General features: G+C 61.5%; 13 protein-coding genes. 1 reads left to right on the top strand and 12 read right to left on the bottom strand.

The features are described 5' to 3' along the window. Window positions 1–107: 107 nt before the first annotated feature. Genes BLQ55_RS03105 through BLQ55_RS03080 form a run of 6 tightly spaced genes read right to left on the bottom strand, consistent with a single transcriptional unit; the run spans window position 108 to window position 6951 of the window. Window positions 108–1745 carry a BatD family protein gene (locus BLQ55_RS03105; RefSeq protein ID WP_092252317.1) on the bottom strand — a complete coding sequence of 546 codons (1638 nt, stop codon included), beginning with the start codon at window positions 1743–1745 and terminating at the stop codon, window positions 108–110. Beyond that, window positions 1742–3478: a tetratricopeptide repeat protein gene (locus BLQ55_RS03100; RefSeq protein WP_092252315.1), complete on the bottom strand. Its 1737-nt coding sequence runs from the start codon at window positions 3476–3478 to the stop codon at window positions 1742–1744. Before BLQ55_RS03100 ends, BLQ55_RS03105 begins: the two co-directional genes overlap by 4 nt. Further along, on the bottom strand, window positions 3475–4554 hold the full coding sequence (locus BLQ55_RS03095; RefSeq protein WP_092198257.1) for a vWA domain-containing protein: 1080 nt from the start codon (window positions 4552–4554) through the stop codon (window positions 3475–3477). Before BLQ55_RS03095 ends, BLQ55_RS03100 begins: the two co-directional genes overlap by 4 nt. Then, entirely contained in the window at window positions 4547–5041 is a 495-nt protein-coding gene (locus BLQ55_RS03090) for a DUF4381 domain-containing protein (protein ID WP_060742000.1), read from the bottom strand. The genes BLQ55_RS03095 and BLQ55_RS03090 overlap by 8 nt, the downstream gene beginning before the upstream one ends. After that, window positions 5038–5982 (bottom strand): DUF58 domain-containing protein, encoded by a 945-nt coding sequence (locus BLQ55_RS03085; protein ID WP_092252313.1) that lies wholly within the window; start codon window positions 5980–5982, stop codon window positions 5038–5040. The genes BLQ55_RS03090 and BLQ55_RS03085 overlap by 4 nt, the downstream gene beginning before the upstream one ends. A gap of 9 nt (window positions 5983–5991) precedes the next feature. Beyond that, window positions 5992–6951: an AAA family ATPase gene (locus BLQ55_RS03080; protein WP_039589986.1), complete on the bottom strand. Its 960-nt coding sequence runs from the start codon at window positions 6949–6951 to the stop codon at window positions 5992–5994. A 585-nt stretch (window positions 6952–7536) separates the two neighbouring features. Between BLQ55_RS03080 and BLQ55_RS03075 the strand changes: the two genes are divergently transcribed. Continuing rightward, window positions 7537–7905, top strand: a complete 369-nt coding sequence (locus BLQ55_RS03075) for a DUF6124 family protein (RefSeq protein WP_092252311.1) — start codon at window positions 7537–7539, stop codon at window positions 7903–7905. 277 nt (window positions 7906–8182) lie between these two features. On the opposite strand, the gene BLQ55_RS03070 is transcribed toward BLQ55_RS03075, so the two are convergent. The 6 genes from BLQ55_RS03070 to BLQ55_RS03045 all read right to left on the bottom strand — a co-directional run bounded on the left by BLQ55_RS03070 (window position 8183) and on the right by BLQ55_RS03045 (window position 15816). Next, on the bottom strand, window positions 8183–9898 hold the full coding sequence (locus BLQ55_RS03070; RefSeq protein ID WP_092252309.1) for an ATP-binding cassette domain-containing protein: 1716 nt from the start codon (window positions 9896–9898) through the stop codon (window positions 8183–8185). A 34-nt stretch (window positions 9899–9932) separates the two neighbouring features. Further along, complete coding sequence (locus BLQ55_RS03065) at window positions 9933–11105, bottom strand: YcaO-like family protein (protein ID WP_256326512.1); 1173 nt, start codon at window positions 11103–11105, stop codon at window positions 9933–9935. 576 nt (window positions 11106–11681) lie between these two features. Beyond that, entirely contained in the window at window positions 11682–12659 is a 978-nt protein-coding gene (locus BLQ55_RS03060) for a 2-hydroxyacid dehydrogenase (RefSeq protein ID WP_092252307.1), read from the bottom strand. Window positions 12660–12673: 14 nt separating this feature from the next. Further along, window positions 12674–13972 carry an MFS transporter gene (locus BLQ55_RS03055; RefSeq protein ID WP_092198274.1) on the bottom strand — a complete coding sequence of 433 codons (1299 nt, stop codon included), beginning with the start codon at window positions 13970–13972 and terminating at the stop codon, window positions 12674–12676. Window positions 13973–14060: 88 nt separating this feature from the next. Further along, entirely contained in the window at window positions 14061–15041 is a 981-nt protein-coding gene (locus tag BLQ55_RS03050; RefSeq protein WP_092252305.1) for a sugar kinase, read from the bottom strand. Further along, the gene (locus BLQ55_RS03045) at window positions 15034–15816 is read right to left on the bottom strand and encodes an apurinic/apyrimidinic endonuclease family protein (RefSeq protein WP_092252303.1); all 783 of its coding nucleotides are present in this window, start codon (window positions 15814–15816) and stop codon (window positions 15034–15036) included. The genes BLQ55_RS03050 and BLQ55_RS03045 overlap by 8 nt, the downstream gene beginning before the upstream one ends. Window positions 15817–15843 lie beyond the last annotated feature (27 nt).

The raw sequence follows: 15843 nt of genomic DNA, 5'->3' as shown, positions 1-15843 counted from the left end.
TGTTTGATGGCGTCGACAGTGTTGGGGCCGCTTCGCAGCCCAGCGGGGATAAATCCCCTCGCCACAGGTGCTGTGGCTGGCTTTATTGCTCTGCATCAATGCGTGAGTTACTTGGGGTAAAGCGGCGGCAACCCGGAATCACCGGCCGAATCCAGCGCCCCTTCGGTAGGCGGGATGGTGCGGATGGCGCGCCACAGGTCTTCGCCTTGCCAATGCTGGCCGGTCTCGCTGTAGAGCGCGCCGTTGAGGCCGTCCAGGGCGTCGGACAGCGGCACGAAGCGCGCCGCCATGTCGGCCAGGGTTTCCGGTTGCTGGCGGGCCCAGGCGTCCAGGGCCTGGCGGGTGGCGTGGGGGTCGTTGGCCAGGCAGGTGCGCTTGAGGTCGTCCAGCAGGGTGCGCGGGCTCGGTCCGGCCTGGGTCGAGCGCAGGACGGCCGGCTGCCAACGGGCGCGCCACCACAAGCCAAAGCCGAGCAGCGTCGTGCAGGCCAGGATCAGGCTGCTCAGTTGCCAATACCACAGGGTCTCGCTGTCGACCGTCGTCACGATCTGCGCCGTGCCGGCGGGTGTATCCACCATCAGGCTCGGATTGTTCGCCACCTGCAGGGTCCGCGCCGGGAGGCTGGTGCGGTCCAGGTGATCTTCCAGGGTGTTCCACCAGACCACTTCCACCGGTGGCAGCTCGATGGTGCCGCTACGGTTGGGCACCAGCGCCTCGCGGTCTTCGCGGCTGCCCACCAGCCCGCGTTCACTGCTGCGGCTGCTGAGTACCGGCTGGTCCGGATAACGTCGCAGGCCGTTGATCTCAGTGGCCGGCAGCGGTGGTAATTGGGCGCTGGCCAGGCCTTCGGCTTCCAGGGTCAGGCTGCGGGTCAGGGAGTCGCCCACCTGGCTGTGGGTCGGTTCCGGGCTCCAGCTCTCGCTCAAGGACAGGCTGCGCGCTGGCAGCCAAGGCACATCGGCCGGGTAGCTGGCGGGCTTGGGCTTGACGTTCAACTGCAATAGCTCGGAGCTTACCCGCATCAATTGGCCGGGCTTGGGGCCCGAAGGGGCCGCGTCCTGGGCTACCGGTTCGACCAGGGTGGCGCTGAAGGTCTGGGCCGGGATCGTCAGTTCGCCGCTGCGCTGCGGGTAGATGCCATAACGCAGTTCGATCACGCCGTGGCGCACATCGTTGATGACCTTTTCATAGGTACGCGATTCGCCCAGTTGTTCGGTGCGGGCATCGGGGATGTGCAGCGGCGTCAGGCTGCTGTCGTCGTACAGCGACACCGAATGGTAGATGCGCAATGTCAGGATGGCCTGGGCCTGCACATACACCTGGGTCTGGTCGAGGCTGGCCTCGATGAACACCGGCGCCAGGGTCCCGGACGCATTGCGGGTTTCGCTTTCGATGACTTGCAAGGTGATCGGCTGGCTGGTCACTTCGCCCAGTTGCAGCGGGGGAATGATCACGGTACCGCTCTGGCGCGGCAGCAGGGTGACGATCCAGCGGGTGGTGGCGCGGTTCTCGCCGTCGAGGGTCGTCAACTGGTTGACCTGACGGGTGCCGCGCACATCGAACAAGGCCTGGAGCGGGCCCAGGTCGGGTTTGCCGAACAGCGTGGCGTCGTTGGATTCCAGGGTCAGCTCCACCGTTTCCCCGGAGTTCAGGCGGCTGCGGTCCACACTGGCCGTCAACTGTGCAGCCTGGGCTCCAGAGACCCAGAGCAGCAAGACGAGGAGGTAGGCGGTGAAGCGGGTCATGGGGTTTTTCCCTGGGCCTGATGGCTTTGCTGTTCATACCAGAATTTACGCCTGAGCAGCTCGCCGGGGTTGTCCGGGATCTGGCGCAGCCATTGTTCCATGGCCTGGCGTTGTTCTTCTTCATTACGCTGGCCGGCGGCGGGGCGCAGCGGCGGCGTGGTGGTCTGCTCGTCAGGCAGCTCGCTGCCCGGCACATCCTGGGCGGTGGGCGCTTGCGCGGTTCGCGGGGGTTGGGATTCGTCCGGTGTCGCGGTTGCCTCGGCGGATGGCTGGCCTGCTTCGGAAGATTGACTCGTCGAAGTGCTATCCGGCGTTTGCTCGGCCTGGCCCGGCTCCTCGCGTTCGGCGGGCTTGGGCTCTGGCGTCGGTGGTGCCTGTTCGTTCAACAGGTTCTGCACCAGGGCCTTGTTGGTCTGGGCCGGGCGCAGGTCGGGTTGCAATTCCAGGGCTTGTTCATAGGCATCCAGTGCGGCTTCCAGCTCACCACTTCGGGCCAGGGCATTGCCACGATTGTAGTGGGCACGGGCGTCGTTGCCTTCGGCGAAGCGCCGGGCGGCTTCGCTGTATTGGCCGGCTTCGTACAGGGCGACGCCTTGCCATTGGCTGTCTTCGAAGTGGGCGGCGGCTTCGACCGGGCGCTTTTGCTTGAGCAAGTGCTGGCCCTGTTGGTCGGGGCGCAACCACAAATCCTGGAATTCGAAAGCGTGGCCGGTTTGCGGCAAGACGAACAGCAGCGGCAGGCAGAACAGCCAGCCTCGACGCCCGGCGCAAGCGGCCAGCAGCAACAAGGGCAGGAGCAGCCAATAACCCTGGTCGGCCCAGGTGTCCAGGCGCAACGTCTGGCCGTCGCTGCGCAGATGGCGAGGACCGCCCAGCAGACCCAGGCCACGCAGGTCGCTGTCATCCAGCCGCGCCGGTCGGTAGCGGCCGTCCAGTTCGTTGGCGAAGGCCTTGAGGCCCGGGTTGTCCAGGCGCGGTACCAGGATCGAGCCCTGGGCATCCTTGAGGTAACTGCCATCTTCCTGGGCCACCGGCGCGCCTTCGCGGGTACCGATGCCCAGCATCAGCCATTGGGTGGCGGAACCGTCCAGGACCTGGCGGATACCTTCACGTTCCTGCTCGTTCAACGACGAACCGATCAGTAGGATCCGACCGTGGCCGAGTTCACCCTGGTCCAGCAGGGCCATGGCTTTATGAACGGCCAGGTCGGCGCGATGACCGCCTTGGGGCATGATCGACGGCGCAAGGGCTTCGAGCAGGTTGGTGCTGGTGGCCAGGTCGTCGGACAGCGGCACCAGCGTATGGGCGCTGCCGGCATAGACGATGATCGCGGTCTGGGCATCGCTGCGGTTCTGCAGCAGGTCCAGCACCTTGCGCCGGGCCTGTTCCAGGCGCGTGGGCGGGACATCGGTGGCGAGCATTTCCGGGGTCAGTTCCAGTATCACTACCAGCGGATCGGCGGGTTTCTGGCTGGTCTGTTCGACCCGCGCCCAGCTTGGCCCCAGCAACGCCAGCACGATCAGCAGCCAGCCCAGGCCCAGGGCAATCCACGGCAGCCGGCTTTCCCGACCACTGCCACCACTGAGCAGTACCGCATGAAAGGCCGGCGGCAAGATCATCTGCCAGCGGCCCACCCGTTTCTGCCGGTGCCACAATTGCCAGAGCAACCAGCCCAGCAACGGCAGCAGTAACACGAACCAGGGGCGCAGCCAGTGCGGCCAGAGGGCGATCATCGACGCCTCCGCAAGCGCAGGCGCTTGAGCCGCTGGCGCCACTCGGTAGGTTGGGACGGCTGGAACAGCGGCCGGTTGAACAGGCGTTGCAGTGGATTGTCCGGCCAGCGCGCCCTGACCACCAGCAATAGGCTCAACAGCAGCGCAGCGGCCAGGGGCCAGTGATACAGCGCCAGGGCAGGGCGTGCCTGGGTCGGTTGCTGGGTCACCGGTTCGAGCTGGTCGAGGGTGGTCTTGATCGCCAGCAATTGCTCACCATCCTGGGCACGAAAATAGCGACCGCCCGTGACCTGGGCAATCTCCTTGAGGGACGGTTCGTCGAGGTCCAGGCTCGGGTTGACGCCGAGGAAGCCCGCCGTGCCACTTTGTTCCGGGTCGGCACCAATGCCGATCGGGTAGATTTTCACGCCTTCGTCGGCGGCCAGCCGCGCGGCGGTCAGCGGGTCGATTTCGCCGCCGTTGTTGGCACCGTCGGTGACCAGGATCAATACGCGACTGTGGGCCGGACGCTGGCGCAGGCGCTTGAGGGCCAGGCCGATGGCGTCGCCGATGGCGGTATTCTTGCCAGCGATGCCGATGCGCGCCTCGTCGAGCCAACGACGCACGGTGCGGCGGTCGAAGGTCAGCGGTGCCTGCAAGTAGGCCTGGCTGCCGAACAGGATCAGGCCGACCCGGTCACCTTCGCGTCCTTCGAGAAAATCCCCGAGCATGTGCTGGACCAGCGCGAGGCGACTGACTTCTTCGTCTTTCCACTGCATGTCGGGAAAGTCCATGGAGCCCGAGACGTCCACCGCCACCAGCAGGTCGCGCCCGCTGGCGGCAATGGGCAGCGGTTCCCCCAGCCACTGCGGTCGTGCAGCGGCGATCAGCAACAGCAGCCAGAGCAGGATAAAGGGCGCTTGTTGCCGCCAGGTCGGCAGATTGGCCCGGGCCCGACGGCCCACCAGGCCTTCCAGGTCGCCGAGGAAGCTGACCTTGAGCGCCGGCTCGCCGCTGTCGGCCGCCGGCAGCACCAAGCGCATCAGCCAGGGCAGCGGCAACAGGGCGAACACCCACGGCCAGGCGAATTCAAACATGTTTGCGAATCCAGATTTCGACCGCCTGGGTCAGGCCGGCGATGGCTTTGTCATCGAGCTTGCATTCGGGCTTGTAGGCGCCTTCCACCAATACCATCCAGCGCGTCAAGCCAGCGGCCGGGCAACGGTTATCCAGGAAGGCCAGCCATTTGCGCCCGTTGAGGGTGTGGCTCTGGCTGTAGGGGTAGTGGTTGCGGCACAGGCGCTTGAGCAGCCCGTTGAGTTGCTGCAACCAGGCGCCGGCCGGCGCGCCGTCGTAGGGCTTGGGCAGCCGGGCGAGTTCGGCCAGGGCGGCCAGGCGCACCGGGTCCAGGGGTTGCTCGCTGCGGTCGGCGGTGCGCTTGGCGGGAATGAACCGGCGCAATTGCCACAGCCCCAGGCCCAGCAACGGCAACATCAGCAGTAGCAACCACCAGCCCGGCGCGGGCGGCCAGAAACCAATGGGCGGTGGTGCCATCAGCGGCTGCAATTGATCGAGACTGCTCATCGGCTTTTCCCGGCCCGCTTGGGGTTCAGGTAGTCGCGCAGCTGCTCGACCATGTCGCCCTGGGTACTCAGGGGCATCATCAGGATTCGCAGCTTTTGCGCCAGCAATTCCCAACGCGCCTGGCGTGCCTCGGCCTGGGCGCGATAGGCCTGGCGCAGTTCGAAATTCAGGGTGTCGAGCTCCAACTGCGCGCCACGCTGGGCGAAGCGCAGCAAGCCGGCGGCGGGCAAGGCGTGATCCAGCGGGTCCGACAGCGGCAGCAGCAACAGATCGCAATGGCGCGACAGCAGGCTCAGTTGCTGTTCGGCGCTGTCGGACAATGCACGCTCGTCGCAAATCACGATCACCAGGCTGCCGGGCCGCAGCACTTCCCGGGCCCGGCGCAGGGCGATGCCGAACGAGTCGCGGTCCGGCTCGCCCTCGGTGTGCAGTGACTGATTGACCCGCACCAGCCGGTTGAGCAATTGCAACAGGCTCTGCTTGCTGCGCCGGGGCTTGACCTCGTAATGGGTGTTGTTACCGAACACCAGGCCGCCGACCCGGTCGTTATGCCCCAGCGCGGCCCAGCCGATCAGGCTGGCGGCCTGGGCGGCGAGTACCGACTTGAACATCAGCCCCGAGCCGAAGAACAGCCGGTGGCTTTGCTCGATCATGATGAAGATCGGCCGCTCCCGCTCTTCGTGGAACAGCTTGGTGTGAGGCTCCTGGGTCCGGGCGGTGACACGCCAGTCGATGGTGCGTACGTCGTCGCCGGCCTGGTAGACCCGCACCTGGTCGAAATCCACCCCACGCCCGCGCAGCTTGGAGTGGTGCAGGCCGATCAGCGGGCTGCGCTGGCCCGGTGTCGAGAACAGCTGCACCTCGCGCACGCGATGGCGCATCTCGATCAGCTCCGAAAGGCTGACGCGGATGCCCGGTGCGGGCGCCAGGGGGTTATTCATGACTCATGCTCAAGCGACAGCGACGACGTCGAGAATCCGCTGCACGACCCGGTCCTGGTCGATGCCGGCGGCCTCGGCTTCGAACGACAGGATGATGCGATGGCGCAGCACGTCGAACAGCACGGCCTGGATATCTTCCGGGCTGACAAAGTCGCGCCCGGCCAGCCAGGCATGGGCACGGGCGCAGCGGTCAAGGGCGATGGAACCCCGCGGACTGGCGCCGTAGGCGATCCACTCGGCCATTTCCGGATCGAACTTGGCCGGGTTGCGGGTGGCCATGATCAGTTGCACCAGGTACTCCTCCACGGCGTCGGCCATGTACAACCCGAGGATTTCCTTGCGTGCGGAGAAGATCGCCTGCTGGCTCACGCGGCGCTCGGGCTTGGTCTCGCCGTTCAGCGCTTCACCCCGGGCCTGCTGCAGGATGCGGCGCTCCACGGCAGCATCGGGAAAACCGATCTTGACATGCATCAGGAACCGGTCGAGCTGGGCTTCGGGCAGCGGGTAGGTGCCTTCCTGCTCGATCGGGTTCTGCGTGGCCATCACCAGGAACAGCGGCGACAGTTCATACGTGCTGCGCCCGACACTGACCTGGCGTTCGGCCATGGCTTCGAGCAGGGCCGACTGGACCTTGGCCGGGGCGCGGTTGATTTCGTCCGCCAGCACCAGGTTATGGAAAATCGGCCCTTGCTGGAACACGAAACTGCCGGTTTCCGGCCGGTAGATTTCCGTGCCGGTAATGTCGGCGGGCAGCAGGTCAGGGGTGAACTGGATACGATGGAACTGCGCTTCGATGCCCTCGGCCAGCTCTTTGATGGCCTTGGTCTTGGCCAGCCCAGGCGCGCCTTCCACCAGCATATGACCGTCGGCGAGCAAGGCGATGAGCAGGCGCTCGATGAGTTTTTCCTGGCCGAGAATCTGCGTTGAAAGAAAGGTTCGCAGCGCCAGCAGCGCTTCACGATGTTCCATCGGTGACTGTTCCTGGAAAGGGTGGCCCCAGGCGTTCGGATAACGCCGGGGCTGGGGGCGTTACTTTAATGCATGGCGGGGGGTGGCGACTAACGGGATTTTGATTGGCCGTGTGAATTGTGATCGGCTTGGAAAGATTGTGGGGGTGGGGTTGCTTGCCATGAATCCCACCCGACAGGCGCACTTACCCCGTGGCGAGGGAGCTTGCTCCCGCTTGAGTGCGAAGCACTCACAAAATGAAGGGGTGTTTATCGGGATGTAGGAGTGTTCTGTATCGGGCTACGTTGTCTTGCGCCATTGCCTACGACTGCGCCAGAATCCGCCGGCTTGTGCGCTTGGGAGGCAGGTTCTATCGTTTCCGGGTCGCTGAGGAATCAGCGATCGGGTTTGGTAGCCCGGCTCTCCTGACGCGCAGTCCATTGAATGCACGGGGCTCTTCGCCCTCCGTTTTATGGTGGCCATGCGTAGGGCGTCTTCGGATGCGCCGGGTTCTCAGGTGACCGGTCTACCAACCTCCGTATGGCCATCACCCATTCGTTTGGTAGCGAGAGGGATGGCTCCAATTTCTCACCTGGAGCTTTATCAATGTTCAAAGCAACTCCAAACCCGCCGAACACCGAACCAACCTCACCGCGTCCAAAAACCAAGTCCCAAAAACACGACGAAGTCACCGACCGAGTCCTCGACCATTACCTGAACCCCAAACCGGACAAAGCCGAAGCAGAACCTGCGCCCGGCCAACTCTTCACCGTCAACAAAGACATCGACACCGAAAGCCTGCTTGCCAACCTCAGCGAAACCCTGGCTTCGGCCAATGCCATGGTCAATGACCTTGCCTTCGACCTGGACGGTTCACGCCGGCATTTCCTCCTGGGCATTCAGCAACTGATCGAACTGGGCAGCCTGCTGGCGAACCGTGCACTGGACAACATCGAAACCCGTCAGCCGACATAGCCCCCGTGGCGAGGGAGCATGCTCCCGCTGGGCTGCGGTGTAGGAGCTGTGTAGGAGCTGTCGAGTGCAACGAGGCTGCGATCTTTTCCCAGACAATTGAGTCCCGAGCGAAAGATCAAAAGATCGCAGCCTTCGGCAGCTCCTACGCGCAGCCGAACGGGAGCAAGCTCCCTCGCCACAAGGGACTTGTGTCATTCCTTAAATCCTGGGCAAACCGAAAAACCTGTGGGAGCGAGCTTGCTCGCGATGACGGCAGCAGATCCACCACCCTATTTCGTTAGCTCTGCATCCTAATCTCATCCACCAGCAGCTTGACTGCTGGCCTGTCGACCAACTCCCGCCACGGACCATCGTCCACGATTGCCCCGTCATGCATCACAATGACCCGATCAAACCGATGCAGGTGGTCAACGTCATGGGTGACACAGATCAACCCCTGCCCAGCAAAAACGTCGAATAACAGGTCCCAGAGGGGCGTGGTCAGCCTGGGTTCGATGGATGCGCTTGGCTCGTCGAACATATTGAATTTTCCGGGCTTGTTGATCAGGCGCAGCAGCGATAGGCGTTTGGCTTCACCTCCCGAGATATTCGATGCATTTTCGCTGACCTGACGTGTTGTCACGATCTCATCCAGTTCCAATTGCTGTATGGCTCTAGACAAAATCGGCGATGCGTTGCCTCCGAACAGAACCGATTGTTCAAAAAAGCCTTCCAGAAACCGTGGTTGTTGTGGACAGTATCTCAAGGCGTCCAGGTGAGCTTGACCGGTCAAAAGTGAGACCGGTGCCGAGTCGATACTCAGTTGGTCTCGCGTTGATGCATCAAGTCCGGCGAGCACTTCCAGAAAAGTGGTTTTGCCTGCGCCGCTAGGGCCCGTAATGGCCACTGACTGCCCTTGAGTAAATGCCAGGGAGCGCTTGATCGACAGGCGAAGCGGTCCTGCTCCTGCCACTTCGCAGGGGCCGAGTTCCAGGACTGAGGACCGCTGGGAATCAACTCGCGCCAGCCGATTGCTGCAATCGAAATCCGGAAGTGATAGCAGACCTTGAAATTGACGCTGGTCTGCAAGGAACTGATCAAGAACACGATACCCTTCAGTCAAGGTTGAAATACTGAGCAGATAGCTCCCCGCGATTGAAAAAATGGCAACCAGCTGCCCGACACTGATACTGGGCTGCCCCGACAGTTGGTCCACGACGCCCCAGTAGAGCAATCCCCCAGTGGAAAGGCTGATGAACAATATCTTGGCGGTGCTCAGCAGGCCGCCCGATGATGCTGTAGTTACCGCAGCGTTGGCATAGCCTCCGAACGCCGCGTTCAACGGGCGCAGGGCCGTAGGTATGGTGCTTTCCAGTTTTATGACTTTTCCCGCGTTGAGGGTGTTGTAGAGGTGGGCACTTAATTCATCTTCCTGTTCATTGACTGCATCGATGTGCTTTCTCCGCCATCTGATGATTTTATGGGTAGCAGCCAGATAGATGATTCCAAACGCCGTCATGCTCAAAAAGATTTCACTGCCCCCAATATAAATAAAAGCCGCCCCAACAACTAGGAACTCCAAGAGTACGGGGAGCGCAATGGTCACAATGAACGTTAGCAGTTGTTCGTGAGCAGTAATTCCGCGCTCGACCGATTTGATGAAGTGGCCGATCCTCCAGGAATTGAATAACGAAAACTCCTTGCCCATGAGTTCGGTGATCCACTCGATGGACGCATTCATGATAATGCTTTGTACCAGCTTGGACAGCGCATGGATTTGCAGCGGAGTGATGATGGCATGAATACATCCCGCGACAATCAAGCCTGTCGTCAGTGCGAGCAGCGTGCTGGATGCTGGGTTTCTGTTGCCTTGCAGGGTGTCGATGATGGTTCCAAGTAACAGTGGCGGGGCGAGTGTGATGAGTTTGAGTGCGATGATCGTGACTATGGTCACTACTAGGAGTTTGGTGTGTTTTTTATAGGCGTTTTTTATCATTGTGCGGATGCTGTGCATGTACTCGCTCCTGGTCGATTCGTGTTTCGGTAGTTCAACCGCGCAACACGTGCTGAGGCGCCACCAAGCGACCGCTTCGAATGATATTGAAGCGCTCAAGTCCTGGGATATAAACTTGAGTGACAAGGCTGTTGCTTGAAAAGCAGGCTACGGTTCGACGGAATATTTTCAATCCTGTATTTGATAGGTTTTTTTGCAGTGTTTCTAATTGTGTGGAAACTGTCGCGGAGCCGGTGTGCGCAGGAATATCAATAATAGGAAGTGTCGCACTTGTGACTGGTGCGAAGTCAATTAGATGTTTAAGGTGCTTTGATTGGGATAGTAAATCAAAAGCTTCTCTATCTATAGATTCTTCAGTTGCATCATATAAGTCCTCGGACTGGAACTGTTCAGTTACTGCCCTTTGGATTGCAGTATGGATTTCAAGCGAGCATCCGGAGCCAATGGGTGAAAGATGGTGAGGTCCAGGGCCTGCTTTGGGAAATGCCACGGCAAAATAAACTGACAGCACATCCTTGATAATAATCACTCGCAGTTTTCTCACTGATGCCAAGGCAGAGGGGTGACCCCTCAGCGCTGTTTCAAGCAAAGCGGTAGAAGGTATGTACAGTTCTATTGCCGGGCCGAGGCCACAGATAGTCATATAGAAAAGAGACAGGATATGCCTCTCGATTATTTCGTGCGTGCCATGTAACAGTGCTTCGTTCTCTGTGCAACCAAAAGCAATTCCTGAGTTTGATGAGTAGCGAGATAGAAAATGCAATGCGGAATTCGAATCTTCGTGGACGGATTGCGTCGTTTCAGGGCATAGAAGGGCGCAAGGGGCGAATAACTCTTCATTGTTGTCGAGCGACGTAAGCCTATAGCATTCGATTAATTTTCCGGTGTGAGGCAGGCTGGTAAAAATCCCATCTTCTGTGACGGCTTTTTGAGTAGCTATCTTATCGGAGCGATACCGTGGGGGAGAATCAGCAAGCGGCTGAAAGGTGCTGAAGTGTTCAATGCTTTCTGCCAGTGCGCCTATGAGTGAGTCTGGTCCCTTGCCAGCCCCCGATTCAACTAGATTATCGTTGCCATCAAACAACTCAGCCGTCGCTACCAGCTTGGATGGTGTCGTGTACCGTGTTACTGCACTGAGGCCCAGTGTATGAAGCGTGGACATGATATTGAATAGCGCTTCGGTGGGTGCTAGTTCTCGTTCGGACATATGAATCTCCGTTAACAGATGCCGGAAGGAGATCCTTCCGGCATCTGTTCGCCGATATTTAATCGGTCACTGGTTTAATTGATCAGTGACGCAAAAAAATCGGCTTCCGTTTCGAGGAGGCCTTTAGAAAAACCTAATGCCTGTGGCAGACCAAAGAAGGTATTATTTATTTCAGAGCGTTTCCTGCCCATGTCGATTTACTCCAATGTAGTTAATGGGTGTCGCGACGCGAGTGCCCAACTTGCGTGTGTTCGCAAGTGATTAATTAATAACATTGGGGTGGGATGAAGGCTATTGCGGGACTTCCGAGGCTGTCGTAGGTTTGTTCTTGCTGTTGAGTAGGAGGGCGATGTAGGAATGTAGCTGCTTTGTTGAAAGCATTGTTTCTCGTTGCTGTTTTCGTCGTTTGGAATGTTTATATTATTTTAAGAACGGATCGAAAGGGCCATCCGACAAGGCTGCAGAGGTGTTATAAGGCGGGGGTGTCCGGGGAAGGTTGTGTTGCGTGCAGGTCTGAATGGACACGGTTGCCATCGCGATCCTGCTTGCGATGGCATATTCGAAGGCGGCAATACGTCAGCCTACCCACGCCCCCGCATTCACCAGATTCGCCGGCCGCTCACCCACCAATGCCGCCAACAGGTTGTCCACCGCACAGCGCGCCATCGCTTCCCGGGTCTCGTGGGTGGCCGAGCCCATGTGCGGTGTCGCTACCACGTTGTCCAGTTGCAACAGCGGTGAATCGGCACTCAAGGGCTCGCGCTCGAAGACATCCAGCCCCGCGCCACGGATCTGTTTGTTGCGCAGGGCGTCGATCAGTGCCGCTTCATCCACCACTTTTCCCCGGGAGATATTGATGAAGAGGGTCTCGGGACGCATTCGGGCAAACGCCTGCGCATCGATCAGCCCTTGGGTTTCAGCCGTCAAGGGCAAGGTCAGGCAAACGAAGTCCGCCTGCTGCAACAATGTTTCGAGGCTGCAATAGCGTGCGTCGAAACGCTGCTCGACCGCGGGCTTGGGCGAGTGGCTGTGGTAGAGCACCGGCATGCCGAAGCCGAAGTGGCCGCGCTGGGCCAAGGCTTCGCCGATGCGCCCCATGCCGATGATGCCCAGGGTCTTGCCATGGACGTCGGTGCCGAAATGCCGGGGGCCGATGCTCTGTTGCCAGCCGCCGCTGCGCACCAGGTTGGCCAGCTCCACCACGCGCCGGGCGGTTGCCAGGATCAGGGCGAAACCGGTGTCCGCGGTGGTCTCGGTGAGCACGTCCGGGGTATTGGTCAACAGGATCCGGCGTTCGGTCAGGTAGTCGATGTCGTAATTGTCGACCCCCACCGAGACGCTGGCGATGGCTTGCAGGTTCGGCGCCAGGTCCAGCAGCGCCGCATCCAGCTTGAGGCTGGCGCCCAGCAGGCCGTGGGCCGTGGGCAGGGCGTCGCGCAGTTGTGCCAGGCCTTGGGCATCGAGGCGTTCGATGAGCGTGACTTGGGCCTGGGCTTGCAGGCGAGCCATCAATTGAGGTGACAGCGTTTTGTACAACACCACGTGCTTTTTCATGGATGGGTCTCGATTCAGGAACGGGCAGGCGCCGGGTTTGGCGTCGCGGGGTGGGAGACGGTCCGGTCGCTTGCGCCGGGCTTGAGGGCGAGGGTCAGCACGACCGACAGCAGCAAGGCGCCGCTCATCAGCAGGAAGGACATGCCAGGGGAGCCGGTGGTGCCGTTGAGGTAGCCCACCAGGTACGAACCGCCGAACGAACCCAGCGCGCCCATGCTGTTGATCAACGCCATGGCGCCGCCAGCGACATTGGCCGGGAGGATTTCCGGAACGATGGCGAAGAACGGACCGTAGGGCGCGTACATGCAGGCCCCGGCGACCACCAGCAAGCCATAGGACCACCAGAAGTGCTCGGCCCCCAGCAGGTAGGAGGCGTAGAACGCGATAGAGGCGATCAGCAGCGGCGGCCAGACAAAACGCTTGCGCTTCTGTGCCTTGTCCGACGCCCAGGACACCACCAGCATGCCGATCACCGCGGCCAGGTACGGCAAGGACGACAGCCACCCGGCCTCGACCATGTTCATCTGCAGGCCTGCCTTGAGGATCGACGGCAACCACAGCACAAACCCGTAGACGCCGATGCTCCAGCAGAAAAACTGCAACGCCAGGATGATCACCTTGGGAGAGCGGAAGGCTTCGGCGTAATTCTTCACCGCCTTGATGCCGACCTGTTCGGCGGCCAAGGCACTTTCCAGATCATGTTTTTCCTGGTCGCTGAGCCACTTGGCCTGGGCCGGGCGATCATCGGCCAGGCGCCACCAGACAAAGGCCCAAAGCACCGCCGGCAGGCCCTCGATGATGAACATCCAGCGCCAGTCGAATCGCTGCACCAGGTAGCCCGAGACCACGGACATCCACAGCATGGTCACCGGGTTGCCGAGGATCAGGAAGGTATTGGCGCGCGAGCGTTCGGCCCGGGTGAACCAGTGGCACAGGTACACCAGCATCGCCGGCATCACCGCGGCCTCGACCACCCCGAGCATGAAACGGATCACGATCAGCCAGTAGGCATTGGAGACCACGCCCGTCAGGGTGGCCAGCGAACCCCAGAGGATCAGGCTGACGAAGATCAGCTTCTTCACGCTGTGCTTTTGCGCGTAGATCGCCCCCGGGACCTGGAAGAAAAAGTAGCCGAGGAAAAACAGGGCGCCCAGCAGCGACGAAAGCCCTGGGGTGATCATCAGGTCCTTGGCCATGCCCGAGGCGGCGGCAAATCCATAATTGGCCCGGTCGAGGTAGGCCAGGCTGTAGGTGATGAAGACGATGGGCATGATGTACCACCAGCGGCGGGTGGCGAGGTTGAGCGTTTGCATGTCGTTGACTCCTGAGCTTGTTGTTTTTGTTTGCAGCAGGTGTGTTTTGCGGTGGCCTCTATCGCGAGCAAGCTCGCTCCCACAGGGGTTAACTCGATCCCATGTGGGAGCGAGCTTGCTCGCGATCGGCGGTTTCAAATTCAGCCAATAACTCAAGGCGCGTCGGCAACCCTTCCATATCCCCACGGCTCTGCACCGCGCGGCTGCCAATCCAGTTGGCGCGCTGCACGGCCTCGGTAATGGCCTGGCCTTCGAGCAATGCGCTGATCAGGCCCACGGCGAAGCCATCACCGGCGCCCACGGTGTCCACCACGTGGGCCACCGGCACGCCGGGGATGACGCCCTGGTCCAGCGCCGTGCGGTAATAGGCGCCGTCCGCGCCGAGCTTGATCACGACGATTTCGGCACCTTGATCCAGGTAGAACGCGGCGATGTCGGCCGGGTCGTCGAAGCCGGTCAGCAGCCGGCCTTCGCCGAGCCCCGGCAAGACCCAGTGGGCGAGGGCGGCGAGGCGATTGATTTCAGTGATCATCGTCGACTCGCTGCCCCATAGGCTTGGCCTGAGGTTAGGGTCGAACGACAGGCTGCGACCGGCCGCGCGCATACGGCTCATCAATTCGAAGGACATCTCGCGGGCCGTGCCCGACAGCGCCGGGACGATGCCGGTGGCGTGCACGTGACGGGCCTCAAGCAGCGCAGGCGCGATGGAGCTGATCGACAGATGACTGGCCGCCGAGCTGCGCCGGAAATACTCGACTTGCGGGTCGCTGCCATCGACGGTAAGGGACTTGAACTGGAAGCCGGTGGGGTGCTGCGGGTCGACCGCCACGTGACGACAATCCAGGCCCTCGTTTTCCAGGGTCTGCGTCACGAAGCGCCCCAGGGAATCGGCGCCGACCCGACTCAGCCACGCCACCTTGAAGCCCAGCCGCGACAGGCCGATGGCCACGTTGCTGTCGGCCCCCGCAATGCGCTTGTGAAACTGGTCGACGCTGGCCAGGTCACCGCGCTGATCCGCCACCAGCATTGCCATGGTTTCACCGAACGACAACACATCGAACTCAGACATGGGCAGGCTCCTGGCGCGATTGCCCGAGGCGGGACAGGGTGGCGACATGGCTGGCGGTCAATTGCAGCAGGTCATCGTCTTGCAGCGGGTACTCGGCGGCGCGCATCACGCCGGCGGGCATATGCTTGAGCAGTTGTTCCCACACGTGCAGGTCGGTCATGGCCGGAGGCACGGCGACGAGTTTGCCGTCGGCGCGCCGGGCCACGGCCTTGCAGTGCACATACGCCACATACCGGCCGAGCTGTCGGGCGGCCACGGCGGCCGATTGGTCCTGCCATTGCCAGTTGCCAATGTCGAAGGTCATGGCGACGGGGAGCCCCTGGTGCTCCATTGCGGTGAAGAACCGTTGCAACGGTTCGATCCGCCCGCCCTGCAAGGTCTGGTCGTTTTCCACCAGCAACTGCACCGGGCTGGCGGCGAGCACCTGGGCCAGCGCCGACAGGTCATTGGAGTCGGTGAAATGCCCGAGGGAGACTTTCAGCCAGGTCGAACCGAACGCCTCGCCGCGTTGCAGGGCCAGCGCCAGGGCGGGGTTGGGCCTGGACTGGCCGGCGAGCCACAGTTCCAGGGGCGACGAAAAAATACTCTGCAGCCCCTGGGCCCGGGCAGCGGCGGCCAGTTCAGCGGGCTGTTCGGTGGTGAGCAATTCTTCGCGCCATTCGATGCGCGAGGCACCGGCGGCGGCCAACAGATCGATGAAACGGCCTTGGCCATGCTGCCGCACCAGGTCGGCGCCGTAGCTGGAAAGACTGATGGAGACGGGTGGGTTGTGCATTGTTGTTATACCTCTGAAACCGGTTTC

Origin of the sequence: Pseudomonas sp. NFACC13-1 (genome assembly GCF_900104425.1) — a bacterium.
In the GTDB taxonomy this organism is placed as follows: Bacteria; Pseudomonadota; Gammaproteobacteria; order Pseudomonadales; family Pseudomonadaceae; genus Aquipseudomonas; species Aquipseudomonas fluorescens_AA.
This window is presented reverse-complemented; position numbering and strand designations above follow the sequence as displayed.

Bases quoted from the DNA above. Each gene is read 5' to 3' on its own strand.
- BLQ55_RS03105 (WP_092252317.1), bottom strand. From the start codon at position 1,745: ATGACCCGCTTCACCGCCTACCTCCTCGTCTTGCTGCTCTGGGTCTCT.
- BLQ55_RS03100 (WP_092252315.1), bottom strand. From the start codon at position 3,478: ATGATCGCCCTCTGGCCGCACTGGCTGCGCCCCTGGTTCGTGTTACTG.
- BLQ55_RS03095 (WP_092198257.1), bottom strand. From the start codon at position 4,554: ATGTTTGAATTCGCCTGGCCGTGGGTGTTCGCCCTGTTGCCGCTGCCC.
- BLQ55_RS03090 (WP_060742000.1), bottom strand. From the start codon at position 5,041: ATGAGCAGTCTCGATCAATTGCAGCCGCTGATGGCACCACCGCCCATT.
- BLQ55_RS03085 (WP_092252313.1), bottom strand. From the start codon at position 5,982: ATGAATAACCCCCTGGCGCCCGCACCGGGCATCCGCGTCAGCCTTTCG.
- BLQ55_RS03080 (WP_039589986.1), bottom strand. From the start codon at position 6,951: ATGGAACATCGTGAAGCGCTGCTGGCGCTGCGAACCTTTCTTTCAACG.
- BLQ55_RS03075 (WP_092252311.1), top strand. From the start codon at position 7,537: ATGTTCAAAGCAACTCCAAACCCGCCGAACACCGAACCAACCTCACCG.
- BLQ55_RS03070 (WP_092252309.1), bottom strand. From the start codon at position 9,898: ATGCACAGCATCCGCACAATGATAAAAAACGCCTATAAAAAACACACC.
- BLQ55_RS03065 (WP_256326512.1), bottom strand. From the start codon at position 11,105: ATGTCCGAACGAGAACTAGCACCCACCGAAGCGCTATTCAATATCATG.
- BLQ55_RS03060 (WP_092252307.1), bottom strand. From the start codon at position 12,659: ATGAAAAAGCACGTGGTGTTGTACAAAACGCTGTCACCTCAATTGATG.
- BLQ55_RS03055 (WP_092198274.1), bottom strand. From the start codon at position 13,972: ATGCAAACGCTCAACCTCGCCACCCGCCGCTGGTGGTACATCATGCCC.
- BLQ55_RS03050 (WP_092252305.1), bottom strand. From the start codon at position 15,041: ATGTCTGAGTTCGATGTGTTGTCGTTCGGTGAAACCATGGCAATGCTG.
- BLQ55_RS03045 (WP_092252303.1), bottom strand. From the start codon at position 15,816: ATGCACAACCCACCCGTCTCCATCAGTCTTTCCAGCTACGGCGCCGAC.